Origin of the sequence: Pseudomonas petrae, assembly GCF_021728295.1 — a bacterium.
Classification (GTDB): domain Bacteria; phylum Pseudomonadota; class Gammaproteobacteria; order Pseudomonadales; family Pseudomonadaceae; genus Aquipseudomonas; species Aquipseudomonas petrae.
In genome coordinates this window covers 61,866-79,401 of record NZ_JAKJXE010000005.1, presented here as the reverse complement: position 1 = coordinate 79,401, position 17,536 = coordinate 61,866, and the positions used below count along the sequence as shown (strand labels likewise).

The window sequence follows — 17,536 nt, the reverse complement described above, 5'->3', positions numbered from 1 at the left end:
TACCTTCCAATAGGTAGTGGCTATGTGCTTTTATTGGGTGTCCGTTTGATATCGCTGACGGCCGATCCGTGCGCTACGCTAAAATTTTCGCCAAGGCAGGCTCTCTGCCGGCCTCGCCGTTCTGGAACACCCGCTATGCGCAACGTTTTAATTGCATTGTTGCTCGTTTTAACCGCGCTGCACGGCACTCTCGCCAGTGCGGCGACTTTGACCGCCGAATTCGTCGATGCCCAAGGCAAGCCGCTCCCCGACGCGGTGCTCACCCTGCGCGGCGCAACTCCGCCTCCTGCCGGGTCGCTGAAAGCCGACATGGACCAACGCGATGTGCAATTTGCCCCCCATGTGCTGGCGGTGCGCAGCGGTACGGAAATCAGCTTCCCCAACAGCGATCAAATCCGTCATCAGGTGTACTCGTTCTCGACGCCCAAACGTTTTGAACTGCGGTTGTATGGCGGTACCCCGTCGGCCCCCGTGCTGTTCGACAAGCCGGGCGTGGTCGTGCTCGGCTGCAACGTGCACGACAACATGATTGGTTACGTGTACGTCACCGACGATGGGTGGTTCGGCGTAAGCAACGACAAGGGCACGCTGACGCTGGATCAACTGCCTGTCGGTCACTACACGGTCACCCTCTGGCACCCGCAAGCCGCCGACATGCTGCCGGTGTCCGGGGGGGACATCGACATTCCGGCCGGCGGCCTCAAGCAGCGGTTCAGCGTCGCCGTGCAGCCCAGCGCCGATAACACCCCCGCCGCGCCGCCGTCCAGCGCGTTCGGCGATGCCTTTCATAAAGCAGCCCACGAATGAAGGTGCGCATCAGCTTTCAGGCGCGGATTGCCGGCGTGTTGATCATGCTGCTGCTGATCGTGGTCTTCGCTGTGTTTATTGCGGTGAGAGCGGCGACCCAGGACGCCGTGCGTAAACAAGCCCAGGCGCAGCTCGAAGTCGGCACCCGGGTGTTTGAAGGCTTGCTGGAAATGCGCGGCAAGCGGCTGCGCGACGCGGTGCAATTGTTGTCTACCGATTTCGGCTTCCGTGACGCCGTGGCGTCTGCGGACTCGGCGACCATTCGTTCGGTATTGCTAAATCACGGCGCCAGAATCAACGCCAATGACATGTTTCTGCTGGGCATGGACGGCACGGTCATGGCCAGCACCGTCGCGCAGATTCCCGAGGGCTCGCCGTTCCCCTACATTCAGGCGTTGCGTGAGCTCAAGGGCAAGAATCAGTCGATGCTGATCGTGCCGCTGCAGGGCCAGCCCCACTTGCTGGTGGAAAGCACCGTGCTCGCCCCGCTGCCGATCGCCCGCGTGGTCATGGGTTTCAGCATGGACGGTGATCTGGCCCGGGAACTGCGCTCGTTGAGCGGTTTGCAGGTGTCGTTTCTGTCGATCGTGCAAAAGCAGCCGGGTCAGATGATCAGCACCTAGCCGGCGCCGCTGTTTGACAGCCTGCGCGGGGTGATGATGAGTCCGCCCAGCGACGAGATGCAGATGACCGAGCATCAGAGCCAGAGTTTTCTGAGCAAAACCCTGCGGCTGGGGAGCAACAGCGACAGCGAGGTCGTGGCCCTGCTGCAGAGCCCGCTGGATCAGGCCATGCAGGCATTCGCGCCGCTGGACCGGACGCTGTTCTGGATCACTGTCGTGGCGTTGGCTAGTTCGCTGGTCGGCGCGTTGTTACTGGCGCGCACCCTGTCGCGGCCGGTGAGTGCGCTGGCTCAGGCGGCCCGGCGTATTGGCGAAGGTGATTACGCCACGCCGGTGGTGCTGGATCGCAGGGACGAACTGGGCCTGCTCGCCAGCGCCATCAATTCGATGCAGAGCGGGATCGCCGAGCGTGAGCTGCAACTGGCGCACAACGCCTTGCATGACCCGCTCACCGGGCTGCCCAATCGCGCGTTGGTTATGGAGCGCCTTGGCAGCGCGGTGGTTGCACAACGGCCAGTGGCGCTGCTTTACCTGGGCATCGATAACTTCCGCGCGATCAGCGCCAACGTCGGTCTCGAGGGGGTCGAGCAACTGCTGCGGATCATCAGCGAGCAACTGCAATTGCCGCTGCGTCCCGGCGATACGGTGGCGCGGCTGTCCGATAACGAATTTCTGCTGCTGGTGCAAAACGCTGAAACCGACAGCGCCGTCGCGGTGGCTGACCGGTTGCAGGGTTTGCTGATCAAGCCGCAACGCATCGGCGAGCAGGATATCGCGATGGATGCCTGCATCGGCATCGCGGCCTATCCGGCCAATGGCGATTCCGCGACCGAGTTGCTCAGGCGTGCGTCCATTGCCCGGCAAGACGCGGCGCAGTTGCCGGGGCGTCTGCAGGTCTATGTGGACGGTCGGGATGTGGCTCATCTGCGCCAGATCAGTCTGATCCGCGACTTGCGGCAGGCAGCGCGTAACGGCGAACTTTCACTGCATTACCAACCGAAACTGGACATTCGCAACGGCCGGGTCACTCAGGCCGAGGCCTTGCTGCGCTGGCAGCACCCGCAATTCGGCTCGGTATCGCCTGCCGAGTTCATCGTGCTGGCAGAGCGCACCGGCAGCATCCAGATCCTCACCAACTGGGTGATCGAAGAAGCGCTGCGCCAGCTCGCCGAGTGGGCGCAGCGCGGTCTGGTTCTGCAGGTGTCGGTGAATATCTCGGCGGACGACCTGCTGGGCAACGATCTGGCTGATCGCGTTTCTGCGCTGCTCAAGCTGTACCGCGTGCCCGCTGAACGGTTGATTTTCGAGATCACCGAAAGCGCGATCATGCGCGAGCCCGAGCAGTCGCTGAAAGTGCTCAATCGCCTGCGCGAATTCGGCATCAGCCTGTCGGTGGACGATTTCGGCACCGGTTATTCCTCGCTGGCGCACCTCAAGCGGCTGCCGGTGCAGGAATTGAAGATCGATCAGTCTTTCGTGCGCGACCTGGATGAAACCAGCGAAGACGCCGTCATCGTGCGCTCGACCATCGAGATGAGCCACAACCTGGGCCTGAAGGTGGTCGCCGAAGGCGTCGAGTACGAACACAGCCTGCGTTTGCTGGAGCGCTGGCACTGCGACACCGCGCAGGGTTACCTGATCAGCCGGCCGCTGAATGCGATCGCATTCGAAGCCTGGATTGCCCGATCCCAGCTCCCTCCCGGCATGACGGTGCACTGATGGCACATGTATTTATGGCACGACGCCTTTCGACGTATTTGAACCCGGTGGTACTGGCCAGTGTGGTTGGCGCCTGCGCGGCGTGGGTTGCGCCAGCGGCTGAGGCCGAACAGGGACGACTCATTGCCACCGGCGGCGCCAGCAGCATCGAAGGCGGCGCAGGCGGCGGGATCATTCCCTGGGCCCTGCTGGCCGGGTATGACGAGCAGGACGAGTGGGGCGGCAACGCGTTCGCGACCCACGTCGACTTGCCGGACTACACCCTTGATGTGGTCGGCGCAGCGGCGTCCTATGGCAATCGCGTGGAGGTTTCCTACGCCCATCAACGCTTCGATCTCGGGTCTCTGGTCAGCAAGCTCAACCTTCCGGAAGACAACCTTACCCAGGACATCTTTGGCGTGAAGGTCCGTCTGTTTGGCGACCTGATCTATGACCAGTTGCCGCAGGTGTCGGCGGGGCTGGAATACAAACACCAGAACGATTTCCTCATCCCCAGCCTGGTGGGCGCCAAGCGCGATTCGGACGTCGAGGGTTACGTCACGGCGAGCCGCCTGTTCATGGGCGCGGCCTTTGGCTACAACGTGGTGGTCAACGCCGGCTTGCGTTACAGCCGCGCCAACGAAACCGGTTTGATGGGCTTTGGCGGCGACCGGCGCGATACCCGCAGCGTGCTGAAAGAGGGCGGCGCAGCCATCCTGTTCAACCCGCACTGGGCGGTGGGCATGGACTATCGAGAGAAGCCCGACAACCTGTCGTTCGCCGGCGAAAGCGACTGGGCCGATTTCTTTGTCGGCTGGTTTCCCAACAAGCATGTTTCCGTGGTGCTGGCCTACGCGCACCTCGGTGAAATCGCCACGCTGGACAACCAGAACGGCACGTACCTTTCCGTGCAGGGGAGTTTTTGATGCCGCGGTCTTTGTGGCTGATCGTCGGGCTCAGTTTGTCGCTGCTGGTGGGGTGCGCCCAACAGCCGGCCAAGGACGACAGCCTTTATCAAGACCTGGGCCAACGCGCCGGGATCCAGAAAATCGTCGAAGGCATGCTGCTGCACATCGCCCAGGATGACCGCATCTATAAATACTTCGCCAAGGTCGACATCGTCCGGGTGCGCGACAAGCTGGTCGAGAGGTTCTGCGTCGAGGCAGGCGGGCCGTGCACGTACACGGGTGACTCCCTGGAAGAAGTGCACAAGGGCATGAAACTCAGCCGCAGCGATTTCAACGCGCTGGTCGAGGACCTTATCGCTGCGATGAACGAGCAGCACATTCCGGTCACGACGCAGAACCGCTTCATTGCCCGGCTCGCCCCTCAGCGCGGGGAAGTGATCGAGAAATAGCCTCTCGTGCTTCACGCCGGGGGTCCGTTCAACGCGCACAAAAAAAGGCGGTCACCTTTCGGGACCCCCTTTTCTGTTACTGCACGAAGCTAATCAGTGAGCTGATCAATCCGGCAGTTTGTAGGCGATAACGTAGTCGCCCTGTTTGGTGCCCAGCGAACCGTGACCGCCTGCAACGACCAGCACGTATTGCTTGCCGTCCTTGCCGGTGTACGTCATCGGCGTGGTTTGAGCGCCTGCTGGCAGACGACCTTCCCACAACTGCTTGCCGTTACGAACGTCGTAGGCGCGCAGGTACTGGTCGAGCGTTGCGCTGAGGAACGACACACCGCTGGCGGTGATGAACGTGCCGCCCAGGCTTGGAACGCCCATGGTCAGCGGGATCGGAACCGGCGAACTGTCACGCACGGTGCCGTTCTTGTGCTTCCAGAGGGTCTGGTGGTTGGTCAGATCGACCGCCGCCACGTAACCCCACGCGGGTGCCTGGCAAGGCAGACCCATTGGCGACAACAGCGCTTCGAGGATCACACCGTAAGGCGCGCCCTTGTTCGGCTGCACGCCTTCGGTTTCGCTTTTGCGACCCGGGCCGCCTTCGACTTCTGCTGCCGGTACCAGTTTGGAACGGAACGCCATGTAGCTCGGGTTCACGAAAGCAATCTGACGCACAGGGTCGACCGAAATGCCGCCCCAGTCGAACACGCCAAAGTTACCCGGATACACCAACGAGCCTTGCAGCGACGGCGGGGTGAACGGGCCGTCATAGCGCAGCGATTTGAAATCGATCCGGCAGAGCATTTGATCAAACGGCGTCACGCCCCACATGTCGCGCTCTTGCAGCGGCGGCGGCATGAAGTTCAGGTCGGACTTCGGCTGTGTAGGCGACGTGTGATCGCCGGCAACAGCGCCCTGGGGTACAGGGATTTCGTTGATCGGCACGATGGGCTGACCGTTGCTGCGGTCCAGCACATAGATGCTGCCTTGCTTGGTCGAGGCCAGAACAGCAGGCTTCACGCCGTCAGCGGTTTTCATGTCCATGAGCGTTGGCTGACCGCCGACATCCATGTCCCACAGGTCGTGGTGGGTGAACTGGAAATTCCATTTCACGTGACCGGTGGCGATGTCCAGCGCGACCAGGCCGGCGCTGAATTTCTCCGAAGCCTCGGTGCGGTTGCCGCCCCACTGGTCAGGCATCTGGTTGCCCATGGGCAGGTAAAGCATGCCCAGCTTTTCGTCGACGCTGAACATCGACCACATGTTGGGCGAGTTGCGGGTGTAGGTCTTGCCCTCGGCAAGCGGCGTGGTGTCGTCCGGATTGCCGCTGTCCCAGTTCCAGACCAGACGGCCGGTGTGCACGTCGAACGCACGGATCACGCCCGACGGCTCGTCGGTGGAAACGTTGTCGGTGACGTGACCGCCAATGACCACGAGGTCTTTGGTCACTGCCGGTGGCGATGTCGAGTAGTAACCGCCCGGTGCGTAAGCGCCGATGTTGGCGCTCAGGTCGATCGAACCGTGGGTGCCGAAGTCTTCACACATTTTGCCGGTGTCGGCGTTCAGTGCGATCAGACGCGTGTCGGCGGTCGGCAGGAAGATGCGACGCGGGCAGCTATTGGCTACGCCAGTAACCGCCGGAGCGGCCGGGCTTTGCGCAGGGGCGGCAGCCTCGGTCGGAGCGGTAGCAGCGTAGGCGGCGTCATCGTGATACGACACGCCACGGCAGGTCATGTGCGCCCAACCCTTGAAGTTGGCCGCCTTGCCGCTGCTGATCTTCGGATCGAAACGCCAGATTTCCTTGCCGGTTTCCGGGTCCAGTGCGATGACCTGGCTGTGCGGCGTGCAGACGTAGAGCATGCCGTTGACTTTCAGCGGGGTGTTTTCGGCCGTGGTCTCACCCGGATCGTTCGGACCCGGAATGTCGCCCGTGCGATAGGTCCACGCCGGCACCAGCTTGCTGACGTTGTCCGGGGTGATCTGCGACAGCGGCGAGTAGCGATCGCCGAAGGCCGTGCGCCCGTAGGACTGCCAGTCGCCGTCAGGCATGGCCGGCGCGGCGCTGGTGGTGCCGGCGGTTTCGCGGTCCAGCTGGCCTTTGATTTCACCGGGGTGGGTGAACTGGCTGGCCAACGCAGCGATGCCCGCCACGATCACGGCGGCGCCCAATGCGCGAGCACCGCCACCGCCGACCTGGCCACGCAGGACCGGACGACGGAACCATGGCAGCAGCATCACGATGCCCAGGGCAAACCAGAGTGCCAGACGCGGCACCAGTTGCCACCAATCCAGCCCCACTTCCCACAGCGCCCACACGGTACTGGCGAACAACACCAGTGCGTACAGGCCGAATGCGGCGCTGCGACCCATCATCAGCAGGACGCCGGTGATGGCGAAGCCGATGCCGGCCAGCAGGTAGTAAAGCGACCCGCCCAGCGTCAGCAGTTTGATGCCGCCGACCAGCAAGGCCAGACCCATTATCAGAATCACCAGCCCGAGCAAGCTCGGAAGCAGGCGACCCTTACCAAAAGCACCCTCAGTGCTCATAAGTGTTGTACTCCGTAACGATGTGGTGGTTAACGCGTGTTGGCGTGAAGGCGCGACGGGTAAGTCATGCCTTCAATGCCGATGCCTGGATGCAGACGGACGAGTGGCTGATCAGAACGAGGACTGGATTTTCAATCCCGCGACCAGTGCGTCATCGACCTGATTCACGCCGCCCGGATGACGGATGAATTGCAGGTTCGGGCGCACGGTCAGCCAGTTGGCGACGTGCACGCCGTAGTAGATTTCGGCGTTGTATTCGGTGTCCTGCACGGGCAGGAACGCCGGGTCGTTGTAGTCCGAGACGCCTTCGGCCTGATTGCGCAGGTTGATGTTCTTGCGGTACGCCGGGTTGACGTGGATGCGGCTGATGCCCACGCCAATGTCATCCTCGGGGCGCGCGTCGAACGGGCCTTTGTACGTCGCGCCGAGGGCAACGAAGTTATCGATCATGTTGGTTTTCTTGTCGTGCAGCGTGCCGTTGGCGAACAGGCTCAGGCCACGGCTGTTGTCGCTGGCCTCGCTGGTGACTTGCTGGCGCAAGGTCAGCCACATGCCATGTTTGCTGGACGAAGAGGCGTAGTCATCGCCGCTCTGGGCGGCGTATCGACCGTTGCTGTCCTTGTAAACGTCGCTGCTGTCGGCGGTGCTGTAGTAGTAACCGGCGCGGTATTCGCCCGGCAAGCCGTTGACCTTCGGCGACCACACCACCTCGACGGGCAGGACTGCGCCCTTGGTGCCGCTGCCGCTGAGTTTGAAGGCGTTGTCGTTTTCGAGGTTCGACGGATTCTGTTCGAACGCGCCGACCTGCATGAACAGTTCTGGGTTCAACTGGTATTTGACGCGCATCGCCCACTGGCTGATCGGCCAGTTGTACCAGATGCCGCCGCCCCAGTTGCCGACCTGCGAGCCGCACAGCGCCAGGTTCTGGAAGTCGCACGGGAAGGTGTTGAAATCTTCGCCTTCGTTGAACCGGCCGACCTTGACGCTGAGCCTCTGGTCGAGAAATTTCTGCTGATACCAGAGGTCGGTCAGGCGCGTGACGTTGCCTCGGCCCCAGACTTCCTGGGACGACGAAATCGTGCCGGTGCGCGGGTCGCCCACGCGGTCATTGCTGATGTTGTCGCCGTTGCGATTGGTCAGGGTCAGCTGAAATTCGGCGTCGTGCCAGCCGAGGATCTTCTGTAGGTCCATGTGCGCGCCGAGGGCGAACTGGTCGCTGTAACGGGTGGCCTTGTCATGGTTGTAGCCGCCGTGCAGGTTGGAGCCTACTTCGACGACTGAATCGAGTTTGAAGTCATAGCCCTGTTCGGAAAGCTCGCTGCGCTTGCCGCCCCAGTCACCCAGCATCCACGGCGACGTGCTGTCGAACGCAGGCGCGGCGTGGGCGCAGCTCGCAAAACCCAGCGCCGCAAGGCTCAGGGCGCTGGCATGACGAAGGGCTCGGGGCGATTTGCAGGTCGGGGTGCAGGTCGAGCGTTTCAGATGACTGGGCATAGGGCGTGAGGTCTTTTTGAGTTATTCGAGAGCAAAAGGCGATGCCGCTCGCAACGCTTCGGAGGCGCATTGCAAGGTCTTAACAAATGACGAATTAACCGTTTCAGCGTTTAGGGCGGCGATGATAGGACGCTAACGATTTTTTAAAAAGTCGAAATTGCGACATGGATCGTTGCGGTTGGCGTAACAGTGGCGGGAGCGCAGGGTAGCGCTGTCCTGCGTTCAGTCCGGCTGTTTAGGTTGCAGCGGGGAAGGGCGATATGCCGCCGACCCTTGCAGGTGGTGCATAGATGAGCGTTTAGCAGGTGTGTTCAGTTGTAGGATTCTGCGGCGTGGCGGCTGGCGTGATCCAAATGTAGGACCGGCTTCAGCCGGGAAAGGGCCAGTGTGGGCACCCTCAAATTTGCGGCGTGGCGAATGACGCTTTCCCGGCTAAAGCCGGTCCCACTAGGATCCTGCGTCGCGCCAGCGAGAATGGGCTGGGTGCATGCGATTCAATGGTAGGACCGGCTTTAGCCGGGAAAGGGCCGGTTGGGTCACCTGCAGATTTGCGGCGTGGCGCATGACGCTTTCCCGGCTGAAGCTGGTCCCACCATCACCCAACCCTTCACACCCAGCGGTGCGTCCGCTAAGGTGCGCAGCTCGCGAAACTGTCCTGTCCAATCAGCGTCCATAGGCCCGCCATGACCACACCCAACAACAACCCGCTGCACGGCGTGACGCTGGAGCAGATTCTCATTGCGCTGGTTGAGCATTACGAGTGGTCGGGTCTGGCCGAGCGGATCGACATTCGCTGCTTCAAGAGCGACCCGAGCATCAAGTCCAGCCTGACGTTTTTGCGCAAGACACCCTGGGCGCGAGAGAAGGTCGAAGGGTTGTACATCAAGCTGGCGCGCACCAAGCGCCCGTGAGCTGACTCGCCGATTGCCAAGGATCTGATCGACATGCAAAGCCCCACGCTGCACCTGTCCCCAGGCCGGCGCCGTTTCGTCATCACGGCCGCCATGCTCGGCTGGTTCGGGCTCGCGGTGCAGCTGTACCTGATTCTCTGGGGGCGATGGATCGACCACGCCAGCCTCGTCGGCGGACTGGTGCGCTTCTGCAGTTTCTTCACCGTGGTCACCAACACGCTGGTGGCGGTGGCGCTGAGCTGTGCGCTCATTGACCGGCATTCGGCGGGGTATCGGTTCTTCCGTTCCCCCGTTGTCTGCGCCGGCATCACCACCAGCATCATTCTGGTGAGCCTCGCCTACAACCTGCTGCTGCGCCATCTGTGGACGCCCCAGGGCTGGCAGTGGATCGCCGACGAATTGCTGCACGACGTCATGCCGCTGCTGTTCCTTGGCTATTGGTTATTTCTCGTACCCAAAGGCCTGCTGAAACCCCGACATGTGCTGATGTGGATGCTCTATCCCGTCGTCTACTTCGGCTATTTGCTGTTACGCGGAAATGCCTTCGGAGACTACCTCTATCCGTTTCTCGATATCGGCACGCTGGGAGTGGCCAAGGCGCTGACGAATGCGTTGGGCGTGCTGGCCGGGTTTTTAGGGATCGGGCTGGTTGTGTTGATGATCGACAGAGTATTAGGGCGCAAAGCGCAAGGGTAACCCCCAAGGCTGACGCCCATCCTGTAGGAGCGCGCTTGCCCGCGATTGCAGTATTCCAGTCGATGCTGCATGAACTGACCCAACGCATTCGCGGGCAAGCGCGCTCCTGCAAGGGGGCATCAGATGCATTCCATTATCCCCTCGTAGCGCGTATGCCTCATTCTTCTTCCGAACCGTCCGCGCGCCAGTATCCGGCAGCTTTGACAGTTGCTTCGTCCAGCTTGAACTCATCCAACAGCACGCGCCGCAGCTTGCGTGACCGGGACGATTCGGTCGCTACCCAGGCATACAAGCTGCCTTGCGGCAGGGTCAGTTGGCGCGTGACTTCAAGCAGATCCTGCTCGCCACGCACCACCCAGATGACCTCGATCTGCGCATCGCTCGTCAGCGCCTGGCGCTCCGCTGCGTTATCGATTTCGACCACCACCAGCGCACGCCGACCGGCCGGCAATGTTTCCAGCCGACGACCGATAGCGGGAAGGGCGGTCTCGTCGCCGATCAGCAGATAGCTGTCGAACATGTCCGGCACGATCATTGAACCCCGAGGCCCGGCGATATTCAGCGTTTGCCCGGCTTCTGCCTGAGCCGCCCAGGTCGCCGCCGGACCGTCGCCATGCAGCACGAAATCGATGTCCAGCTCGCCGGTCTGCGGGTCGTAGCGACGCGGGGTGTAATCGCGCATCGCCGGGCGCGGGCCTTCAGCGTTTTGCAACGGCGCATCACTGTCCAGCGCCGCCTGCTCTTCGGGCGTGGTGGCGAACAACAGTTTGACGTGGTCATCCGTGCCCAGGCTGATGAACCCCTCAAGCTCCGGCCCGTGCAAGGTGATGCGGCGCATGCGCGGGGTGATGTCGGTCACCCTCAGCACCTCCAACTTGCGACGTTTGATTTCGTGGCTGACGCGATGAATTCCTTGGGGTGCATTCATTGCGATTTCTCCGAAGCAGGTTGTTGGCCGTCGACGATGGCTTTCGCGGTGTCGTTCAGCAGGTCGCGAACGCGCAGGATTTCCTCAGGGTTCCAGCGGCCGTGGTGCATCTGCAACGCATGCCGCAGGTTGTGCACGGCCTCGTGGATTTCCGGCGGACGATCATGGCCGCGCAACGAGCGCTTGCTGACTTCGATGCGCATTTTCACGCCATCCAGCGCGACGGCCTGTTCGGTGAGGAACTGCTGACCGGCCTCAGTGATGCGATAGCGCTTCTTGCCGCCATCGGCATCGCCCTGGATCAGCTCGCTTTCTTCCAGAAAGGTCAGCGTCGGATAAATCACGCCGGGGCTTGGGCTGTAGGCGCCGTCGAACAGCGCTTCGATCTGGCGAATCAAGTCATACCCGTGGCATGGCTGATCGGCGATCAGCGCCAGCAGCATCAATTTCAGGTCGCCCGGGGCAAACACCCGAGGCCCACGGCCGCCGCGCTCACGGCCGGTACGTTTCTCGAAACCATCGCGGCCATCGCCGTGTTCGCCGAAGTGGGGGCGATGGTGGTGAGGGTGATCGTGTGAGTGGTCTTTCATCTTTTTCATCTCTTGGTACAAGTTAGATATACCTTAAGATATATCTTATTGTTTCCGCAAGACGCTTTAAGACGAACGGTTGTCGTCCGGTTTCAGAGGCATGAACTCGGTGACTGCTCGCTACAGACGCGTTGCCACCTGCGTGGGGACGGGTGCCTTGCACCGGGTGAAAGTGCCCGGCTCCAGGTAGGGATTGAGAATCGGCGCCATGCCTTTGAGCACTTGCACCGGAAGGGCGGAGGTGAATTTGAAGCTCTCGGCGGCGCGTCCCGGGACGTACGCCGTCAGCGTACCGTAATGGTTGTCGCCGATGAAAAACACGAAGGTCGCGGTGCGATTGATGGCCTTGGACGCCAGGATTCCCCCGCCTGCGCCGATGCTCTCGATGCGGTTGTCGCCGGTGCCGGTCTTGCCGCCCATGGCCAGCACGCTGCCATCCTGCGTTTTGAAACTGCCGGACACCCGCCTTGCCGTGCCGGCATCGACCACCTGCGAAAGCGCCTCGCGTATGGCCGCAGCGACCTCCGATGGCAGCACCCGCTTACCCAGTCCGGGGTTGTTGACCAATTGCGTTTCATAGGGCGTCTGCGCAGCGAAGTGCAGGCTGTCGATGCGCAACACCGGCAGGCGAATGCCATCGTTCTGGAGGATGCCGATGAGTTCGGCGAGTGCTGCAGGTCGGTCACCGGAACTGCCAATCGCGGTCGCCAGCGACGGCACCAGATGATCGAACGGGTAGCCCAGCCGCTGCCAGCGCTGATGGATGTCGAGAAACGCTTCGATTTCCAGCATCGTGCGAATGCGGCTGTCGCGAGCGCTCTTGTGCTGGCTCTTGAACAGCCAGCTGTACACTTCCTGACGCTCGAAACGGCTGGCCGCGACGGCGTCCTTGAACGTGGCGTCCGGGTTCTGCAACAAATAACCCACCAGCCACAGATCCAGCGGGTGAACGCGGGCGACGTACCCTTGATCCGGCAGGTCGAACTTGCCGGGCCCGTAGGCAAAATAGAGCTCGTCCAGGCGCTTTTCGGTCAGCGCCGTTTTGCCCGTTTCCCCGGCCATGTGTGCCCGCACGAACGCATTGAACGCGCTTTGCGAAGCGTCCGGCAACAGGTAGCGATGCACGGCGGCGAGTCGACTCGCGGCGGGATGTACCCCGTCGAGAAAGGTGTCGAGCCGTTGCTGCGTGGATTTGTTTTTATAGCGTTTCCAGAACCGCAGCAGGAATGACTTGCCCTCGCGGTCAGCGAACTCGGCCAGGTATTCCTGACGTCTCGGATCGCTGTCGTCCTTGAGCAACACCGCGCTGTTGTTGGGCCCTTGGTAGGTGGTGTAGCGCACCAGATCACGCATCAGGCGAATGAACGGCAGGTTGATCGACTCGCGCAATGCCTCCCGAAGGGTGGGGTTGCGGGCGTTATCCTCCCGACGAAAATTGTTGAAATGGTGCAGGCCGCCGCCGGTGAAAAAGCTCTCGCCGGGGCTGGCCGAATACTGACGATCGAGGGCTCCAGCGAGCATCTTCGAGAGGTCGCGATCGTTGTTCTGAATCAGGTAATCCACTGCCCAGCGGCTAAGGCGGTCGGACTCCTCGACCGGGACTTTTTTCAGGGCGCTGTTGGGCAGATCGGCGTACTTGTCGTGCAGCTCGGCGATGATCTGCAAGTACGTCGTCAGCACGCGCATCTTGGCCGTCGAACCCAGCTCCAGCTTGCTGCCCTCGTTGATGTCGAACGGCTGATCCGTGCTGTCAGTCTGCACCCGCACCCGTGAGCCATCGGGGTCGCGCTCGAACAGGGTGAAGCTGTAACGCACCGCCTGGGTGCTGGTGGGTGTCAGCAGGTGTTCGCCGATCAAGCCCATCTGACTGGCGAACTCGGGCTTGGCGAGGTCACGCAGGTACTGACCGACGCTGACCTGCAGGTCGTTTTGCAGCGTGCTGGTGGCCGACAGATCCAGGCGATCGAGGTCGTACAGCGAACGGTTAAGCATGTTCGACAGCCGGGTGCGGGCGACGGTGATGCCTTTGTTGCTCTCAATCGGCTGCACGGTCGGCTGCTGCACCCAGTCGCGATAGGTTACGCTGGCCGCCAGAGCAGCGTCGGCCAGCGGTTGATCGATGACATTATTCTGTGCGAGCACGCGCAGATGGCTGTCAGTCAGATCCGCGAGTTCCTTGCGGCCCTTCGCCAGAAAGTGCGAGGGCCTGCGCTGGGCGATCACCAACGACAGGACTTCGCGCAGCGCCAAACCCTGTGCCGCCAAAGTTTTATCGTCCTTTGCCGTCGAAGCCAGCAACTGGTTGGTGCGGTCGAAGTCCGCGCCGTACCAGACCCGCAAACCTTCCGCCATGCCGTGGACTTCGCCATGACCGGGGACCGCCGACAGCGGCACGCTGTTGAGATAGTCACGCACCACCCGCTGCCGCGCCTCCAGGGTCTGCTGCCCCGGCTGGTAGGCGCGAACGCTGGCGGACACCATCTGCCGAATCTTCTCGCTGCCCGACAGCGTCAGGCCATCCGGCGAGTGCCGGTATTTCTCCAATTGAGTCGCCAGCGTGCTGCCACCGGCCGATTGCCCCGGCAACCCCACCATTTTGGCCATCTGGGAAAGCGCCGCCTTGAAGAACCTCGGCCAGTCCACCGCCGGGTTGGCCAGCGGGCGCTGCTCATTCAGCAAGTTGCGGTTCTCGATGAACAGCAGGCTGTTGACTAACTCGGGCGGGATGGCGGCGAAGGTCGGATACAACTGCTGGGGGTAGGTGTACTGATACAGCGGCTCGGCGCGACAGTCTGAAATGGTCAGGCCGGACTGAATCTTTTCCTGATACGGCACGAAGAAACCACGCTTGGCGTAGGACAGAAGATCAGGGGAGAAACGCGCCTGGGCGCTGATCAGGTAGTCACGCTTGAGCAAGCGCGGCAGAAATTCGCCGAGGTCGGAGTAGCCCAGACGCTTGTCGAAAGGCCCGGCACCGGGATACACAATCCCGTCGCTGGGACCGGCTTCGACGGTGTAGCTCAGGCCTTGGGCCAGATGGCTGAACTCCTGGGCCTGCAAACGGGAGCTGCGGACTTCGGTCGAGACCACAAATCCCAGGATCACCGCTGCCATCAGCACCGCCACCAGCAGAAACCGCCACACGTAACGCCGTGGGCGAGCATGGGCTGGCATTGATCCGTTCCCCTGACTGTCAGCCTTGACCGCAGCCTTCTTCGTATCGGAATGCCAAAAAGCGCCCATATCGTTGGCCCGGTCAAACCTGCACATCGCACTTGATACAAGCGTAGACGCTGGGTGGCGCGGCGGGGATTTTGTGCGCTGGGGCTTAGGATCTTTCCGATGTGCAACCTCAGTCCCGGATCGCGATGGACCCCATCAAACCTTCACCACCCGCGCCGCCTTCGGGCTCCCCAACCGCTTGTTCAACTCCAGCCAGTTCGACAGCAGCAGCATCAACCCCAGGCCGAGCAACGCGGTGATCACTCGCATTTGCCAGGCATCGTCCGCCACCGCGTTCGCCATGTCGGCCAGCGGGGCGAGGAGGACGCCGAGGCAGAAGATCTCAAGTGAGTAGCGACCCATACGGCAGGTCTGCTGGACGCGCCAGTTGTCGAGCCAGGTCACCGATGTCGGCAGCATCTTCGCGACGACATAGGTCAGTGCAACGAAGTGCAACAGGCGCAGCGGCAACAGGTCGGTCTTGCTGATCGGGTAGATCAGGTCGGTAAATGCTGTGAGCAGGAGCGCGTCATGCACGCCGGGGAATTTCACAGCACGGTGATGACGCCATCAGCACGTAAGCCGCCGCTGGGTTGGCCGGCACGTGATCCCAGAAAATGAAAATCGGCGCCAGACCCCGAAAGAAGTCGATCCGATGGTCGCGTCCGTTCGTCATCACGGTGGGCCTTGCACAAGTGTTCAAAGAAATGGGGCCAGTGGCGGCCATGGTTCCTTGCTGTCAGCAGGGTCTGATCGGCGGCGCGCAGGGTGGTCGGTTTGCGGGGTAAAAGCAAAGGGTGGATGTTGCAGGGTGTCTCGCTCGCGTGCCTTTATTGCTGGGAGTATTTCATCCTGCGGTGCAGGCTGCCAGTCAGTGATACGGGCAGCACCGATGAGGCTGCGACATTCTCTTTCGCGGCCTCAATGGTCCCACTGACTAAACGCGTGCCCGGTTGGAGAGTGGATACCTCTGGGCGTGCAACTCATCAATCAATCTCATTCGGCTCAAAGCTGTCCGCCCGCGCCATGCGCCACATGCGCGAGTAGAAGCTGTTATCGATCACGCCGTTGAGCAACTGCCCCGGTTTGAGGAAAACGTGGGATTCCGAAAACAGCTTGACCTCGGTCACCGCAGTGCGTCGAACAAGGTGTTTGGCTTCGAGCTGGGACGGGGCGTCGAGGCCGGCGGCGGCGAGCATTTCGGCGAGGGCGTGGAGGGTGGTGCGATGGAAATTGAACACGCGCTGGGCCTTGTCTTCCACAACGAGTGCTCGCTGGCGCAACGGGTCTTGCGTGGCGACGCCAGTTGGGCATTTGTTGGTGTGGCAGCTTTGCGACTGGATACAGCCGATGGCGAACATGAAGCCGCGCGCCGAGTTGGCCCAATCGGCGCCGATGGCCAGGACGCTGGCAATGTCGAACGCGCTAACGATCTTGCCGCTGGCGCCCAGCTTGATCTTGTCGCGCAGGTTCAGGCCCACCAGGGTGTTGTGCACGAATAACAGGCCTTCGCGCATCGGTACGCCCATATGATCGGTGAATTCCACGGGTGCCGCGCCGGTCCCGCCTTCGGTGCCGTCGACCACGATGAAGTCCGGGAGGATGCCGGTTTCCAGCATGGCTTTGGCGATGCCCATGAACTCCCACGGATGGCCGAGGCAAAACTTGAAGCCCACCGGCTTGCCGCCCGACAGCTCACGCAACTGCGCGATGAATTGCATCATTTCGGTTGGCGTTGAAAACGCGCTGTGACGGGACGGCGAGATGCAGTCCTCGCCCATCGGGATGCCTCGCGTATCGGCGATTTCCTGGGTGACTTTGTGTTTCGGCAGGATGCCGCCATGGCCCGGTTTGGCACCCTGGCTCATCTTGATCTCAATCATCCGCACCTGCGTGTCCTGCGCCTGGGCGGCGAAGCGCTGGGGATCGAAACGGCCGTCTGCGGTGCGGCAACCGAAATAACCGCTGCCCAGCTCCCACGTCAGGTCGCCGCTGTGTTCACGGTGATACGGGCTGATGCTGCCTTCACCGGTGTCGTGAATGAAGTTGCCCAGCTTCGCGCCCTTGTTCAGCGCGCGGATCGCGTTGGCGCTGAGGGAGCCAAAGCTCATCGCGGAGATGTTGAAGATCGACGCCGAATAAGGCTGTGTGCACTGCGGCCCACCCACCGTGACGCGGAACTGATTCGGATCGGCCAGCGGCGCGGGGCGCATGGAATGGCTGATGAACTCGAAGCCGGTCTGGTAGACGTCGATAAGCGTGCCGAACGGTTTGTCCGCCGTTTCGTTCTTGGCCCGCGCGTACACCAGCGAGCGCTGGGCCCGGGAAAAGGGTAGGGCGTCGCTGTCGGACTCCAGCAGATACTGGCGGATTTCCGGACGAATCTTTTCCACCGCGTAGCGAATGTTGCCCAGTATCGGATAGTTGCGGCGCACGGAATGCGGCACCTGGATCAGGTCGAACATCCCGATCAGGCTGAGCACGGCGGTCGTCAGTGTGAACGGCCAAAGCCACTCGTGGGACAGAAACGGGAGGCTTAACAGGGTAAACAACACGCAGCCGACGAATACGGCGTAGCGACTGAGAAGAGACACGCTCATAAGTGATCCTGGGTTTTACACGGTTGATGGGAGAAGCGCTGTGCCGCGCTTTTGATCGGGCAAGACGGTCCG

The 17,536-nt window shown here is 61.8% G+C and carries 12 protein-coding genes and 3 pseudogenes; 7 read left to right on the top strand and 8 right to left on the bottom strand.

Going from position 1 to position 17,536, the window contains the following annotated elements; translation table 11 throughout:
- Positions 1-135: 135 nt before the first annotated feature.
- The 5 genes and pseudogenes from L4G42_RS10010 to L4G42_RS09995 all read left to right on the top strand — a co-directional run bounded on the left by L4G42_RS10010 (position 136) and on the right by L4G42_RS09995 (position 4,485).
- On the top strand, positions 136-807 hold the full coding sequence (locus L4G42_RS10010; RefSeq protein ID WP_237250375.1) for a methylamine utilization protein: 672 nt from the start codon (positions 136-138) through the stop codon (positions 805-807).
- Positions 804-1,427: pseudogene (locus L4G42_RS26305) on the top strand (cache domain-containing protein); the annotation flags it as partial. The gene L4G42_RS10010 and the pseudogene L4G42_RS26305, both read left to right, overlap by 4 nt.
- 87 nt (positions 1,428-1,514) lie before the next feature.
- Positions 1,515-3,149 (top strand): annotated as a pseudogene (locus L4G42_RS10005) (putative bifunctional diguanylate cyclase/phosphodiesterase); the annotation flags it as partial.
- Positions 3,149-4,054, top strand: a complete 906-nt coding sequence (locus L4G42_RS10000) for a DUF3034 family protein (RefSeq protein ID WP_237260791.1) — start codon at positions 3,149-3,151, stop codon at positions 4,052-4,054. The pseudogene L4G42_RS10005 and the gene L4G42_RS10000, both read left to right, overlap by 1 nt.
- On the top strand, positions 4,054-4,485 hold the full coding sequence (locus L4G42_RS09995; protein WP_237259791.1) for a group I truncated hemoglobin: 432 nt from the start codon (positions 4,054-4,056) through the stop codon (positions 4,483-4,485). The genes L4G42_RS10000 and L4G42_RS09995 overlap by 1 nt, the downstream gene beginning before the upstream one ends.
- Before the next feature lie 105 nt (positions 4,486-4,590).
- Here L4G42_RS09995 and L4G42_RS09990 read toward each other — a convergent pair whose 3' ends face one another.
- Both L4G42_RS09990 and L4G42_RS09985 read right to left on the bottom strand, forming a co-directional pair.
- The gene (locus tag L4G42_RS09990; protein WP_237250371.1) at positions 4,591-7,023 is read right to left on the bottom strand and encodes a glucose/quinate/shikimate family membrane-bound PQQ-dependent dehydrogenase; all 2,433 of its coding nucleotides are present in this window, start codon (positions 7,021-7,023) and stop codon (positions 4,591-4,593) included.
- A gap of 111 nt (positions 7,024-7,134) precedes the next feature.
- A complete protein-coding gene (locus tag L4G42_RS09985; RefSeq protein ID WP_237250370.1) occupies positions 7,135-8,517 on the bottom strand; it encodes a carbohydrate porin in 1,383 nt (460 codons plus the stop codon).
- Positions 8,518-9,200: 683 nt separating this feature from the next.
- On the opposite strand from L4G42_RS09985, the gene L4G42_RS09980 reads away from it, so the two are divergent.
- Both L4G42_RS09980 and L4G42_RS09975 read left to right on the top strand, forming a co-directional pair.
- Positions 9,201-9,428 carry a VF530 family protein gene (locus L4G42_RS09980; RefSeq protein ID WP_074888901.1) on the top strand — a complete coding sequence of 76 codons (228 nt, stop codon included), beginning with the start codon at positions 9,201-9,203 and terminating at the stop codon, positions 9,426-9,428.
- A gap of 33 nt (positions 9,429-9,461) precedes the next feature.
- On the top strand, positions 9,462-10,124 hold the full coding sequence (locus tag L4G42_RS09975; protein ID WP_237259789.1) for a Pr6Pr family membrane protein: 663 nt from the start codon (positions 9,462-9,464) through the stop codon (positions 10,122-10,124).
- A gap of 157 nt (positions 10,125-10,281) precedes the next feature.
- Here the strand turns inward: L4G42_RS09975 and L4G42_RS09970 are convergent, their stop codons facing one another.
- The 6 genes and pseudogenes from L4G42_RS09970 to L4G42_RS09950 form a co-directional block, all read right to left on the bottom strand.
- A complete protein-coding gene (locus tag L4G42_RS09970) occupies positions 10,282-11,052 on the bottom strand; it encodes a siderophore-interacting protein (protein ID WP_237250368.1) in 771 nt (256 codons plus the stop codon).
- A complete protein-coding gene (locus tag L4G42_RS09965) occupies positions 11,049-11,642 on the bottom strand; it encodes a PadR family transcriptional regulator (RefSeq protein WP_237250367.1) in 594 nt (197 codons plus the stop codon). Before L4G42_RS09965 ends, L4G42_RS09970 begins: the two co-directional genes overlap by 4 nt.
- A 120-nt stretch (positions 11,643-11,762) precedes the next feature.
- On the bottom strand, positions 11,763-14,885 hold the full coding sequence (locus tag L4G42_RS09960; protein ID WP_237250366.1) for a transglycosylase domain-containing protein: 3,123 nt from the start codon (positions 14,883-14,885) through the stop codon (positions 11,763-11,765).
- 135 nt (positions 14,886-15,020) lie between these two features.
- Positions 15,021-15,413 (bottom strand): annotated as a pseudogene (opgC, locus tag L4G42_RS09955) (OpgC domain-containing protein); the annotation flags it as partial.
- The gene (gene opgC / locus L4G42_RS26300; RefSeq protein WP_419789361.1) at positions 15,394-15,540 is read right to left on the bottom strand and encodes an OpgC domain-containing protein; all 147 of its coding nucleotides are present in this window, start codon (positions 15,538-15,540) and stop codon (positions 15,394-15,396) included. The pseudogene opgC (L4G42_RS09955) and the gene opgC (L4G42_RS26300), both read right to left, overlap by 20 nt.
- 310 nt (positions 15,541-15,850) lie before the next feature.
- Positions 15,851-17,464: an FMN-binding glutamate synthase family protein gene (locus tag L4G42_RS09950; RefSeq protein WP_237260789.1), complete on the bottom strand. Its 1,614-nt coding sequence runs from the start codon at positions 17,462-17,464 to the stop codon at positions 15,851-15,853.
- Positions 17,465-17,536 lie beyond the last annotated feature (72 nt).

Excerpts from the sequence above, each read along its gene's own strand:
- L4G42_RS09950 (WP_237260789.1), bottom strand. The coding sequence starts at position 17,464 with ATGAGCGTGTCTCTTCTCAGTCGCTACGCCGTATTCGTCGGCTGCGTG.
- L4G42_RS09965 (WP_237250367.1), bottom strand. The coding sequence starts at position 11,642 with ATGAAAGACCACTCACACGATCACCCTCACCACCATCGCCCCCACTTC.
- L4G42_RS09995 (WP_237259791.1), top strand. The coding sequence starts at position 4,054 with ATGCCGCGGTCTTTGTGGCTGATCGTCGGGCTCAGTTTGTCGCTGCTG.
- L4G42_RS10010 (WP_237250375.1), top strand. The coding sequence starts at position 136 with ATGCGCAACGTTTTAATTGCATTGTTGCTCGTTTTAACCGCGCTGCAC.
- L4G42_RS09980 (WP_074888901.1), top strand. The coding sequence starts at position 9,201 with ATGACCACACCCAACAACAACCCGCTGCACGGCGTGACGCTGGAGCAG.
- L4G42_RS09985 (WP_237250370.1), bottom strand. The coding sequence starts at position 8,517 with ATGCCCAGTCATCTGAAACGCTCGACCTGCACCCCGACCTGCAAATCG.
- opgC (WP_419789361.1), bottom strand. The coding sequence starts at position 15,540 with ATGACGAACGGACGCGACCATCGGATCGACTTCTTTCGGGGTCTGGCG.
- L4G42_RS09960 (WP_237250366.1), bottom strand. The coding sequence starts at position 14,885 with ATGGGCGCTTTTTGGCATTCCGATACGAAGAAGGCTGCGGTCAAGGCT.
- L4G42_RS09970 (WP_237250368.1), bottom strand. The coding sequence starts at position 11,052 with ATGAATGCACCCCAAGGAATTCATCGCGTCAGCCACGAAATCAAACGT.
- L4G42_RS10000 (WP_237260791.1), top strand. The coding sequence starts at position 3,149 with ATGGCACATGTATTTATGGCACGACGCCTTTCGACGTATTTGAACCCG.
- L4G42_RS09990 (WP_237250371.1), bottom strand. The coding sequence starts at position 7,023 with ATGAGCACTGAGGGTGCTTTTGGTAAGGGTCGCCTGCTTCCGAGCTTG.
- L4G42_RS09975 (WP_237259789.1), top strand. The coding sequence starts at position 9,462 with ATGCAAAGCCCCACGCTGCACCTGTCCCCAGGCCGGCGCCGTTTCGTC.